This window comes from Luteimonas sp. A277, assembly GCF_054052045.1.
Genome location: NZ_JBSVRG010000001.1, coordinates 290,671 through 304,209, shown reverse-complemented (window position 1 = coordinate 304,209; position 13,539 = coordinate 290,671). Strand labels below are relative to the sequence as shown.

The 13,539-nt window shown below is 67.2% G+C and carries 6 protein-coding genes; all 6 read right to left on the bottom strand.

All coding sequences use genetic code 11. From position 1 onward, the window contains the following. Entirely contained in the window at positions 1-4,956 is a 4,956-nt protein-coding gene (locus ACW7G2_RS01375) for an alpha-2-macroglobulin family protein (RefSeq protein ID WP_456971948.1), read from the bottom strand. Positions 4,957-5,045: 89 nt separating this feature from the next. Continuing rightward, entirely contained in the window at positions 5,046-7,691 is a 2,646-nt protein-coding gene (gene gyrA / locus ACW7G2_RS01370) for a DNA gyrase subunit A (RefSeq protein ID WP_456971946.1), read from the bottom strand. Positions 7,692-8,039: 348 nt separating this feature from the next. Further along, the gene (mtnA, locus tag ACW7G2_RS01365; RefSeq protein WP_456971944.1) at positions 8,040-9,098 is read right to left on the bottom strand and encodes an S-methyl-5-thioribose-1-phosphate isomerase; all 1,059 of its coding nucleotides are present in this window, start codon (positions 9,096-9,098) and stop codon (positions 8,040-8,042) included. Positions 9,099-9,149: 51 nt separating this feature from the next. Next, entirely contained in the window at positions 9,150-9,659 is a 510-nt protein-coding gene (locus ACW7G2_RS01360; protein ID WP_456971942.1) for a DUF3011 domain-containing protein, read from the bottom strand. 157 nt (positions 9,660-9,816) lie between these two features. Beyond that, complete coding sequence (gene epmA, locus ACW7G2_RS01355; protein WP_456971940.1) at positions 9,817-10,809, bottom strand: EF-P lysine aminoacylase EpmA; 993 nt, start codon at positions 10,807-10,809, stop codon at positions 9,817-9,819. Continuing rightward, positions 10,802-13,144: an NAD-dependent DNA ligase LigA gene (gene ligA, locus ACW7G2_RS01350; protein ID WP_456971938.1), complete on the bottom strand. Its 2,343-nt coding sequence runs from the start codon at positions 13,142-13,144 to the stop codon at positions 10,802-10,804. The genes epmA and ligA overlap by 8 nt, the downstream gene beginning before the upstream one ends. Between the last annotated feature and the right edge of the window lie 395 nt (positions 13,145-13,539).

Genomic DNA, 13,539 nt, shown 5'->3' with positions numbered 1-13,539 from the left:
TCACGGCTGCACCACCGTGATCGTGCCGGGCACGGCGCGCCCCACGCCGCGCAGCTCCGGCCGGTACATGTCCTCCACCATCGGCGGCGGCACGGTGTAGGTGCCCGGGGTCACCGCACGCACCAGATAGAAGACACGCGCAGTACCGCCGCGGTCGAGGCTGAGCGCCGCCACGTAGCGGTCGTCGCGGAACTCCTCGTGCCGCAGCTCGGCAGCGCTTGACCGCTCGGACAGGTTCACCCCCTGCACCGTCACTTCTCCCCACTGCTCGCCATCGGACAGGTTGAAGTTCTCGATCTCCAGCCCGGCCGGCAGCAGGTCGGTCAGCAATGCATCGGGCATCGCCTGGTCGGCGGTGATCGACACCGCCACGATCAAGGCCTCGCCTTCCTTGAGCGGCGCCGGATCCCACGGCGTACCGTCCAGCCTGTGCAGGCTGCGTTCCACCTTCAGGCGGCTGAAGTCCGCCTCGGGCGCGCTGCGCGGCACCCCGGCCACTTCCAGGCTTGCGTACAGCGGTGGTTCGCCTGCCGGCTCGAAACGGATTCCGCGCGAGAGCTCCGCATGGTCGAACTGCCGCCCGAACACCCGGCTGCCCGCCACCGGCTCTTCACTGTCGCCGGTCCACAGCACGCCGGACACGCGCCGGTCGCCATCAGCCGACAGCGCCTTGCCCAGGCGGGCAATGGCGATCTGCTCCTGGGTGCTCAGGTATGTCCAACGCTGGTTGCGGCGCGCATCCAGCTCACGACCCACATCGATCACACGGGCGGTGTACTCCGGCTTCGCCGCGCCCTGCTCGTGCACCAGGGCGATCGACAGGGCGGCGTCGCGCAGCGGCGTGGAGTAATCCCCCAGCCAGCGCGGACGTTCGCGCCGCAGGCCGAATCCTTCTGCAATCGCCTTGTCGCCACGCGCCGTGTCACCCTGCATGCGCAACGCCAGCCCCAGCCTCACCAGCGGCAGCCCGCTGAGCGCGGCGGAGGAATGGTTGTCGAACAGGGAGCGCAAGGTGCCGAGCGGCGCGCGGTTGACCCGCGCCAGCACGAAGCCGGCGTGGGCCTGGTAGGCGAACTTGAGGTACTGGCGGTGGTCCTGCCCGTAGAACTCCTGGCCGCCGGCCAGCAGGTCTTCGTTGAGCCGCTCCAGCGCCTTCTGCAGCACCGTGTCCGGCACCGCGAACCCTGCCTCACGGGCGTCGAGCAGGAACTCGGCGATGTACGGGGTCAGGATCGGATTGACCGGTCCGCTGCTGCCCCACATCGAAAAGTGGCCGTTGCCGGCCTGCATCGACGCCAGCCGCCCGAAAGCCGCCTGCACCGTGCGTTGCCGCAGCTCCGCGTCCACATCCTCCAGGCCCAGCATCGACACCGTCGTCGCATCCAACATCAAGGCCGCATAGCCGCGGCTGGCGGTCTGCTCGGCGCAGGCGTACGGATAGTGCAGCGCGCCCTGCAGGGCCGCGGCGAACGGGATCGGCGGGAACGCACTCAGGCTCATCTGCACCTGCACCGAGCCCGGCATCAGTCCTTCGGCGAACGAGGCGTCAATCCGCACGGGAGCCAGCGTATCCAGCACCCGCGTCTCGGCCCGCAGCACCGCGGGCCATGCAGCGCGCACCGGCAGGTCATAGCGGCGGTCCGCGTTTTCACCGTTGCCCTCCACGCGTACCCGCACCTGGGCCGTGGCGTAGTCGTTGGCTGCCGTCAGCGGGAAGCTGAGCGTTGCATTACCCTCGGCGGCCAGCCGCAGCGTGCGTTCGACGTCGCCCACCGCCAAGGGCCCCTCGCCGCCGACACGCACCCGGAACGCACCCTCTCGACCGGTGAAGTTGGTTACATCGAGGGTGAGCGTGCTGCGGTCACCCGGTGCCAGCACCCGCGGCATGCTGGCTTCGGCCACGATCGGCGCCCGCACCACCGTTTCCGCGTCGTGGTTGCCGTAGGCGTCATCGGACCACACCAATGCCGACACGCGCAGAGTGCCGTTGAAATCGGGCACCGGCAGTTCGACCGTGGTGTTGCCGGCCGAATCGAGCTGCACCGGTCCCGAGAACAGGTCCACCGTCTGTACCCGCGCGGTCGGGCGTCGTGCGTGCGGCAGCGCATCCAGCGCCATGTCGCCGCCGAAACGGATCCGGGCCGTGCCGCCCTCGTGGCTTTCAATCACCCTCCCGTACACATCCCAGGCGTCAACGCCGAAGCGCCGCTGCTGGAAGAAGTGGGCTACCGCATCGGGCACCGGGAAGCGGGTGATATTGGTGATGCCCACATCCACAGCGGATACGGTCGCGTGCGCCTGTCGGCCCGCCAGCTGCGGCACGCTCAGCGTCACCCGCAGCGGCTGTTCCGGCAGCACCTGTCCGGCCACCCTCAGACCAACCGCCACGCGCCGGTCGCGCCGGTCCATCGGCACGTGCACCACGCCCACCGCACGAGCGGGCGTGGTCACATCCACCGCGCGACCGCCGCGGAACACCAGCGCGGTCACGTACACGTCGTGCCGCTCCCAGTCCTCGGTGACCGGAATGCGAAAGGTGCTGCCGGGCTCGGCATCGATGGCCTGCACGTACAGCAGCCGATCGCTCTCCACCAGCAGCAGGCCCTTGCCCGGATGCGGCGGCGTCACCGTCACTTCCAGCGTGTCGCCGGCCCTGTATCCCGTCTGGTCGAGCGCCAGCTTGACCTTGTCGGGGCGGGCGTCGACACCGCGGTTCTGGTCGTCCCAGCTCCAGCCGGCGCGGAACGGATAGCGCGTGACCAGCCCGGTTGCCGGATCCTTCACATCCACCCGGTACTCGCCCCACTCCACCGGGAAGTCGAAGCGCGTCGCGCCCTGGCCGGCATCCAGCGTGCGCGTTTCCACGTTCTGGAAGCGGCGGGTGAAGTCATAGTTCCAGCCGCCTTCGTCATCGTGTCGCCAGTGGTAGTCGCGATGCTCACGCACCAGGGTGACCTCCAACCCGGTGGCAGGCCGCGCATTGCCATCCGCATCCACGCGCACCAGTTCGAAACCCGCACGGGCATTGGCATCGGCGCCGTCATCCGGGTTGAACAGCGGACGCAGACCGACCAACGCGTCCGCCGGCCACAGCACGCGCTTCAAGCTCCGGTTCACGGTACGACCGCCGCTTTCATACAGGCTGCCGGTCACCACGGCGGCGATCGGCGTCACCGGGCGGACTTCCTCGGGCAGCGTGATGTCCTGCTCGAGTCGGCCGGATGCATCCAGTTCCGCGTCAACCACATCGCGCGCCTCGCGCGGCAGCTCCACAGTGGGATCGCCAAAGAAATGGTCGGGCAGGCTGTCCACCGGATGCTGTTCCACCGCCACGGCCAGGGTCGCGGTGAAACGGTTGCCCGCGGCCGGCGCGCCGTACAGGTAGGCGCCTTCCACCTCCAGGCGCAGCGGCTCTCCCGCAGCCAGGCGCGCTGCGGCGCTGCCCAGTTCCAGCTTCATCCGCTCCGGCAAAAACTCCTCGATCCGCAGCTGCATGCCCTGCACCGCTTCGCGGCTGCCGGGATCGGTCCGGAACTCCACCTGCCAGCGGCCGGTGGGCGCATCGGCGGGCACCCCCCGTTCCAGGTGGTAGTACCCCTGCGGACCCGGCTCCAGGCGCGTCTCGAAGAAAGTACGGCCATCCGGCTGCTTCAGCCGCACGAAAAGTGGTTGGGAAGCGGGTGGCTGTGCACCGCTCTCCCCGGCCGGTACCGGGCGGCCGTCATGGTCGCGCAGCAGCGCGGACACCCGCACGGTTTCACCCGGCCGGTAAAGATCCCGCCCTGACCAGGCGAACACGTCGAACCAGGCCTGCCCACGCCCCGCCACGGCGAACTCGGACAGATCGAGTGCCGGCTGGTTGAACGGCAGCATCGACACATCGCGCCCGCGGCTGGCCACCAGCACGTGGGCCGCGTCGAGCGCATAGTCGAACACCGCATTGCCGTTGCGATCCGTCTCGCCGCGATAGACCACTTCGCCCTTGCCGTCGAGCACCTGCAGCGACACGCCATTGTTGGCCGCACCGGTCTCCAGCGAGGCCGTATGCACGAACAGCCGGTCCTTGTAGGCCCGCGCGTGCAGGCCGATGTCGCTGACGGTGAAAAACGCGGTTTCGAACTCGCTGTCGAAAACGCCGGCACGCTTCATGACGGCGAAGTACAGACCCGCTTCCTGCAGCTCGGGGATCTCCTGTACCGGCAGATAGGTGAGCAGGCGCTCGTTGCGCTCCCCGCCGAGCACGAACCGGTTCACGTAGACCGGCTCGGCCATGCGCGAAATCGGCGTACGTTCGCCCCAGTCGGCTTCAAGATCCCAGCTGCCGCGCCGGCCGCCACGCTGGTACTGGTTGAGGAACTGCGGCACGGCGCTGTCGCGCACGCGCAGGAATTCCACATCCACCTCGGCAACGTTCAGCGACACCACCGGCAGGCCGCGGCTGCCACGCGCCGGCAGCACGCTGCCCTGCGAGGCGAACCCGGCGACAGGGCTGAGATCGCCTGTATGGATGGCCCGTTCCACGTCGGTGCCCAGCTCGGCGCCGTCCGCCGCGGTCAGCGCTGCGGAGATCCGCACCCTGTATTCACGATTGGCCTCGGCGTTGGGGAAGCGCAGGGTCCGGTTGTCGTCGTCGAGCGACCACCCACCCTCCACCCCGGCGGTCCCCTCAAGCGTCACCAGACGGTCAAAATCCTGGGTGGCTACCAGCGGCTGCGAGAACTCCAGCACCAAGACCAGGCCGCCCTGGCGGTCATCGGCCCAGGCCCGGGCGAGGCCGAAACCTTCGACCTCTACCCGCTCCGCTCTGATCGCCTCACCGCTGGGCTCAGGCAGCTGGCCCGAGGGCTCGCCGCTGCATGCCAACAGCACTGCCAGGGGACAGGCCAGCAACGCCCAGCGCGCCAGCTTTCCGGCCAACAATCGATCCATCCACCCGCAACGCGCCCGTCCGTGCATGCCATTTCCTCCACCGTTCCGCCGAGTATAGGGAAGGCAGGGGACGGACCGTCACTCCTGCGCGCGCAGGAGTGACAGCGCGGTTTCAATCAGGCGCTGGGCTGGTCGCCGTCCTGTTCACCGGTCTCTGCAGCGGGGGCGGCGGCAATGCCTTCGTCCGCTTCGCCTGCGTCATCGCTACCCAGTTCATCGCCGTTTTCATCCAGCGAAGCATCAATGCGCTCGATCGCCTGCAGGGTCTCGTCCTTGCCCAGCCGTATCAGGGTCACGCCCTGGGTGTTGCGGCCGACCTGGGCGATTTCCGAGGCGCGGGTGCGCACCAGGGTGCCGCCGTCGGAAATCAGCAGTACCTCGTGGTGGTCGGCGATCTGCACCGCACCGATCAGCTGGCCGTTGCGCTCGGTGGTCTGGATCGCAATCACACCCTGGATGCCGCGCCCCTTGCGCTGATACTCCGACACCGGCGTGCGCTTGCCGTAGCCATGCTCGCTGGCGGTGAGGATGTCGCCGTCGCCATCAGCCTGGACCACGATCATGCTGCATACGTGCTCGCCCTCGGCCAGGCGCATGCCGCGCACGCCGGTGGCGGTACGGCCCATGGCACGCACTTCGCTTTCGTCGAAACGCACCGCCTTGCCGTTGGACGCAAACAGCATGATGTCCTTGCTGCCATCGGTCAGGTCGGCGTTCACCAGCGCATCGCCATCGTCCAGGTTGATCGCGATCTTGCCGCGTGCAAGCCGGTATTCGAATTCCTTCAGCGGGGTTTTCTTGACCGTGCCGTTGCGGGTGGAGAAGAACACGTACTGGTCTTCGGCGTACTCGCGCACCGGCACCACCGCCTGGACCTTCTCGCCGTCTTCCAGCGCAATCCAGTTGACGATCGGACGGCCACGCGCATTCGGCCCGGCGTCTGGCAGCTGATAGACCGGCAGCCAGAACACGCGCCCGGCGCTGGTGAACGTCAACAACATGTCGTGGGTGTTGACCAGCCACAGCTGGTCGATGAAATCCTCGTCCTTGGTGGATGCGGCATTGCGGCCGCGTCCGCCGCGTCGCTGGGCGCGATAGGACGTCACCGGCTGGCGCTTGGCATAGCCGGAGTGCGACAGGGTCACCACCACGTCCTCGGGCGCGATCAGGTCGAGGATGTCCAGGTCCTCTTCGCTCTCGCGGATCTCGCTGCGACGCTCGTCGCCAAACTCTTCCTTGACCGTGCGCAGCTCGGTGCGGATCACCTCCAGCAGCACGTCCGGATCTTCTAGGATCTCGATCAGCCCGCGGATGGTTTCCAGCAGCAGGCGGTACTCGTCGGTCAGGCGCTCCTGCTCCAGCCCGGTCAGGCGATGCAGGCGCATGTCCAGGATCTGCTGGGCCTGGATCTCGGTGAGCTGGTAGCTGCCGTCGATCAGGCCCACGCCCTTGGGCAGGTCCTCCGGCTTGGATGCCTCCGCGCCGGTGGCTTCCAGCAGCGTGGCCACCAGCCCCGCCTCCCAGCGGCGGCCGAGCATCCGCTCGCGCGCTTCGTTGGGGTTGGCCGACGTCTTGATCAGCTCGATCATCTCGTCGATGTTGGCCAGCGCAACCGTCAGGCCTTCCAGCACGTGGGCCCGGGCACGGGCCTTGCGCAGTTCGAAGATGGTCCGGCGGGTCACCACCTCGCGGCGGTGGCTGACGAAGGCCTCCAGGATCTGCTTGAGGTTCAGCAGCTGCGGGCGGCCATCCACCAGGGCCACCATGTTGATGCCGAAGAACGACTCCATCTGGGTCTGCTGGTACAGGTTGTTGAGCACAACCTCGGCCGAATCGCCGCGCTTGATCTCGATGTAGATGCGCATGCCGTCCTTGTCGGACTCGTCGCGCAGCTCGCTGATGCCTTCCAGCTTCTTTTCCTTCACCAGGTCGGCGATCTTCTCGATCAGCTTCGACTTGTTCACCTGGTACGGGATCTCGGTGACGATGATCGCTTCGCGACCGTTGTCGGCCACCTCGATATCAGCTTTGGCGCGCATGCGCACCCGCCCGCGGCCGGTGCGGTAGGCAAGCTGGATGCCGCTGACGCCGTTGATGATGCCGGCGGTGGGGAAGTCCGGTCCGGGGACGTATTCCATCAGCCCGTCGATATCGAGCTCCGGGTCGTCGATCAGGGCGATGCTGGCATCGATCACTTCCGACAGGTTGTGCGGCGGAATGTTGGTGGCCATGCCCACCGCAATGCCCGCGGAACCGTTGACCAGCAGGTTCGGAACCCGCGCCGGCATCACCGTCGGCTCGCTTTCCTTCTCGTCGTAGTTGAGCTGGAAATCGACGGTCTCCTTGTCGATGTCCGCCATCAGCTCGTGCGCCAGGCGCGACATGCGCGCCTCGGTGTAACGCATCGCCGCAGCCGAGTCGCCGTCGACCGAACCGAAGTTGCCCTGCCCGTCCACCAGCAGGTAGCGCAGCGAGAACGGCTGCGCCATGCGCACCAGGGTGTCGTAGACCGACTGGTCGCCGTGCGGATGGTATTTACCGATCACGTCACCGACGATGCGCGCCGACTTGAAATAGGGCTTGTTGCTGTGTGCGCCCAGCTCGTTCATCGCATACAACACGCGCCGGTGCACCGGCTTCAGACCATCGCGGACATCAGGAAGCGCGCGCCCCACGATCACGCTCATGGCGTAATCCAGGTAGCTGCGGCGCATTTCGTCTTCGAGGTTGACGGGGATGATTTCTTGCGTGGAATCGACCATCTAGGCTGTTTGCATCCTGACGGCTGCCGGCAGCGGCTGCGGACGACCCGGCGGGCCGGGGCGGCGATGGAACAGCTGCGGGAAGCGCATTTAAAAAGACAGACAAGTATAACACGCAGCACGCCCCTCATGCAGACTTTTCCATCCACAAATCAACGGCTTAGGCTACAAATGGCCACTTTTCCAAGGGTAGGAGCGCGCCATGCGCGCGAAGCCGCGTGAATCATGGCTGGCCCGCACGAAGGCAGCTCCGGACGAAGCAACCTGTCAGAAGGATCTTGGCACACCATCAGTCACGCGGCTTCGCGCGCATGGCGCGCTCCTACCGGGACAGAAGACGCGGTGGGTTCAGGCAAACATGGCGCGCATCGAGGCAGCATCGGGACTTTGGATCACGCCTTTCTCGGTGACGATGGCGTCGATCAGATCCGCAGGGGTGACGTCGAATACCGGGTTCCATGCCTGCACGCCTTCGGCCACCGTGCGGCTGCCAGCCACCTCCAGCAACTCACCCGGATCGCGCTCCTCGATCTCGATCAGATCGCCGCTGGCGGTCTCCATGTCCACCGTTGAGGAAGGAGCCACGACCATGAATTTCCTGCCGTGGAAGCGCGCCGAAATGGCCAGCTGGTAGGTGCCGATCTTGTTGGCAACGTCGCCGTTGGCGCAGATGCGGTCGGCGCCGACCACCACCCAGTCCACCTGGCCGTCCTTGATCAGGTGGGACGCGGCGGAGTCGGCAATCAGGGTGGCATCGATGCCGTCCTGCTGCAGCTCCCATACGGTCAGGCGCGAGCCCTGCATCCACGGCCGGGTCTCGCCCGCAAACACGCGCCCTACCCGGCCCTGGGCAACGCCGGCACGGATCACGCCCAGCGCGGTGCCAAACCCGGCGGTGGCCAGCGAGCCGGTATTGCAGTGGGTGAGCACGCCCGAGCCCGGCGCAATGAGCGCTGCACCCAGCTCCCCCATGCGGCGATTGGCTGCAAGGTCTTCGGTTTCGATCGCGCGCGCCTCACGCTCCAGTGCTTCTCCCCACTGCGCGCCAGCCGCGGCCAGCGCGATGCGCATCCGCGCCAGCGCCCAGGCCAGGTTCACCGCGGTCGGCCGGGCGGCATTGAGCCGCTCCATGGCGGGCTGCAGCTGCCGTGCGGCATCCGCGCCATCCATTGCCTGGATGCCCTGCCCCGCCAGCACCAGGCCCCATGCCGCGGCAATGCCGATCGCCGGGGCGCCGCGCACCACCAGGTCGCGGATGGCGTCGGCCACCGCGTCACTGCTGATGCAGGGGACGTACACGGTTTCAAACGGCAGGCGCCGCTGGTCGAGCAGCTCCAGCGCATTGCCGCTCCATCGGATTGGACGGATACGGTCGTAGCTGGAGTAATCAATGGTGGGTTGGCTCATCGGTCGATTTTAACCGTTCGGCCAGATGCCCGGCGGGGTAAACAGCACTGCTCAGTACACCCGGAACTCTGCCCCACAGTTGCCGCCTACCCAGATGCCGCGCCGGTCCCAGCCCCAGTTCTGGCGCTGGACACAGCGCGTGCGCGACAGCTGGCGGATCAGCTCCACCCCTTCACCGACCACTGCATTGCAGCGGCTCCGGCGGTGGCCGCGCGACTCGCAGCGCACGATCTGCTCGCCCACTGGTCCCGCATCCGCATCCGCATCGGCAGCTCCAGCTCCACCCTCGCCGCTCTGCGGCTCCATCGCGGCGATGAACTCACCGCCGCACCCGGAGACCACCCACACGCCGCGCAAGTCATAGCCCCAGGTACTGCCTTGAATGCACTCAGCGGATGAGAGCTGGCGCAGCATGTGCATCCCGTTACTGGTATCGGCAGCACAGTATTTGCGGCGGTTGTCACGCGACACGCAGCGCACCACCTCAGCTGGCGAAGCCTCACCACCGTCGGCGTCGCGCGCGGCAGGCCGGCCAGCGCCAGCATCCCAATTTCCCAGCATTGTGCATCCGCCGCAGGCCGTCACCACAAACGCCACCAGTACAGTCCGCCAAACTTCGTTGATCACCGCCACCTCCGGAAAATCCCGGAAACGACTTTAACCGGTCCTGATGTAATTCCATGTTGCAGCGCGGCCAGCCACCTGCGCAGGCATAGGCTCAGGCCCGGCGGAAATCGAATGCCAGCACATCGGCAATGCGCTGTGTCCCCAGCATCGCCATCAGCAGCCGGTCCACGCCCAGGGCGACGCCGGCGCTGTGTGGAAGGCCGTGTTCCAGCGCTGCCAGCAGGTTGGCATCCAATTCCGGCTCCACGTCACCACGCGCCCTGCGCAGCGCCAGTTCGCGTTCAAAGCGGGCGCCCTGCTCGGCTGGATCCTGCAGCTCGTGATAGCCGTTGGCGAGCTCCAGCGGTCCGAGGTACAGCTCGAAGCGCTCGGCCACCGGAACCGGATCGGCATCACCGTCCGTCGCCCGGATCCGGGCCAGCATGCACTGTGACTGCGGATAGTCGTAGACCACCGTGATCGCATCCGCGGCGAAGCGCGGCTGGATGCAGTGGGTCATCAGCAAGTCCAGCCAGTCATCGCGGTTGAGGCCACGCGGATCGATATCAATGCCACCCAGGGCCGCGCGCAGTTCGGCCTCGGGCGCGCGCATCGGGTCGATGCCGAGATGGTCGCGGTACAGCGCGCGATAGCTGGTACGCACCGGCTGCGCCTGGCGGCCCACCAGTGCCAGCCCCGTCTGCACCACCTCCACCGTTTCGGCGGCCATGCGCATGTGGTCCCAGCCCAGGCGATACCACTCGAGCATGGTGAACTCGGGGTTGTGGCGACCACCTGCTTCGCCATCACGGAACACCCGACCCAGCTCATAGCAGTCGCCCAGGCCCGCGGCGAGCAGGCGTTTAAGCGGGTATTCGGGCGAGGTGCGCAGCCAACGGCGGCGCGGGCCGGCGCTCACGTGACCGGTAAATTCGACGTGGAACGAGGCGATGTTGGGCTCGGTGTTTCCGGCCTGCGACAGGATCGGGGTTTCCACTTCCAGCACGCCGCGCGCCTCAAAGAAGCCGCGGATCGCCGCATTGAGCCGGGCGCGCAGGCGCAGCGCTTCCAGCGACGCAGAAGGACGCCAGCCGGAATCAGTCATGGGCTTGCAGGAAATCGAGCAGTTTGGCCTCGTCCCACACCTCGATTCCGAGCTCCTGCGCCCTGGTCAGCTTGGAGCCCGCGGATTCACCGGCGACAACGAACGAGGTCTTCTTCGATACGCTGCCGGCGGCCTTTGCGCCCAGCGCTTCCAGGCGCTCCTTGGCTTCGTCGCGGGTCATCGCTTCCAGGGTGCCGGTCAGCACCACCGTCTGGCCATCCAGGGGACCGGCCTGTACCTCATCCGGAGCAGGGAGTTGATCCAGCAGCTCTCGCTGGGCTTTGAGCGAGCGCAGGTACAGGGCGCGGCTCGCGTCTTCGCCCATCCATTCCGCGAGCGACTGGGCGGCGTCGCCCGGCAGTCCTGCAGCAACGAACTGATGCTCGGCAGCGGTAGCAATTGCCTCAGCCGTGGCAAACGATGACACCAACCGTTCGGCCCGGTTGGTCGTAATCCTTGGAATCTCCAGGTCCGCCAACAGCGTGACCGGATCCAGCCCCTCGGCCAGCTTCGGTGATGGCGGATGGGCGTCGGCGATGCGCACGCCGCGCTCCAGCAGTTCATCGATCACCTGCTGGTTGCCAGGCTGGTCGAGAAAGTGCCCGAGCGAACGCGCCACTTCGCCGCCAATATCCGGCACGCGCTTGAACAGCGGCCACGGGGTATGACGGATAAGTTCGAGATCACCGAACCACGTTGCCAATGCTTTGGCCGTGCTCTCGCCCACATGGCCAATGCCGAGTGCAAACAGGAACCGCGCCAGCGAAGCCTCGCGGCTGCGGGCGATCGCCTCCACCAGGTTCTCCGCCCACTTCGTGGCCACCTTGCCGGCCTTGACCGTTTCCGGCGTGGTGCCGTCGCGCTCATCGGAGAGGCGCTTCATTTCCACGAAATCATCCACGCCCAGCCGGTACAGGTCGGCCACGCTGGTGGCGAAACCGGAATCCACCAGCGCCTGGATCAGCCGCTCGCCCAGGCCGTCGATATCCATGGCCCGGCGCGAGGCGAAATGGAACAACGCCTGCACCCGCTGCGACGGGCACACCAGCTCGCCGCTGCAGCGGGCCACCACTTCGCCCTCCTCGCGCACGATCTCCGATCCGCAGACCGGGCAGTTGTCAGGCATGCGCCAAGGCTGGGTTCCCTCCGGCCGGCGGTCGGGGATCACCCGCACCACTTCCGGGATCACGTCGCCGGCCCGGCGCACGATCACCGTATCGCCGATGCGCACGTCCAGGCGCGCCACCTGGTCGGCGTTGTGCAGGGTGGCCCGGGTCACCGTCACTCCGCCCACGTGCACCGGCCGCATCAGCACCCACGGCGTGACCGCACCGGTTCGGCCCACGTTGATCTCGATCGATTCAACGACCGTGGACTGCTCCTGGGCCGGATATTTGTGGGCAAGCGCCCAGCGCGGTGCGCGCGAGACGAAGCCCATCTCTTCACGGTCCTGGGCGTCATCAAGCTTGTAGACCACACCGTCGATCTCAAACGGCAGGCTCGCCCGCTGCTCACCGATGCGCCGGTAATAGTCGAGCAGGCCCTCGAGCCCGCTCACCACCTCGCCAAGATTGCTGACCGGAAAGCCCCATTCGCGCAGCAGGCGCATCGATTCTGAATGGGTATCGGGAAGCGTGCCGTCCTCCACCAGCCCGGTGCCATAGGCAAAAAATGCCAGCGGACGCTGGGCGGTGATCGCAGGGTCCAGCTGGCGCAGCGAACCGGCCGCGCCGTTGCGCGGATTGGCCAGCACCTTGCCACCCTGCTCCCGCACCCGGGCGTTGTAGGCCTCGAACTCGGCCAGCGGCATATACACCTCGCCGCGCACCTCCAGCACCGCCGGCCAGTCCTTGCCCCGCAGCCGCAGCGGGATGGCCCGCACCGTGCGCAGATTGACGGTCACATCCTCGCCGGTGGCGCCATCGCCGCGGGTCGCGCCCTGGACGAACACGCCGTCCTCATAGCGCAGGCTGACAGCCAGGCCGTCGAGCTTGGGCTCGGCTGAGAAGGCGGGCGCATCGTTGTCGAGCTTCTGGATGATCCGCCGCACGAAGTCGCCCACCTCGACGTCCTCGAACGCGTTGCCCAGCGAGAGCATGGGCATGGCGTGGCGGATCTGGGCGAACTTGCCCGACGGCGCGGCGCCCACCCGACGGCTCGGCGAGTCGTCGCTGGCAAGCCCGGGATGTTCCGCTTCCAGCGCTTCAAGTTCGCGCATCAGCGCGTCGTACTCGACGTCCGGGATCTGCGGCTCGTCGAGCACGTGATAGCGGTAGTTGGCGTCGTCGATCAGACCACGCAGTTTGGCAACGCGTTCAGCAGGATTGGCAGGCATCCGGGAATTCTATCCAACCCGACGCCCCGGCCGGTGTTTTTGCCGGTCCCCGCGAAACCCGTCAGGGGCTCGGGAAGAACCCCAAACCCTGATGACGCCCCGATGGCGGCGCCTCCTCCGCAGGAGCGCGCCATGCGCGCGAAGCCGCGTGAAATTCGATTTCCGGCCGATCGCCGCGAACGCAAGGTGCCTGGCGGGTCCGTCCCGGTCAGGACTGTCGGCGCCATGGACGGCGCCGGCAAGCGTACATGGACGTATTCACAGCGTGTCCTGACCGGGACGGACCCGCCGGGCCGCCCGCGAACTCTTTCGCCTGGCCTCGGTGATGCCGCCAAACCACCTTCCGGTGATTGTTGTCACGCGGCTTCGCGCGCATGGCGCGCTCCTACAGAGGG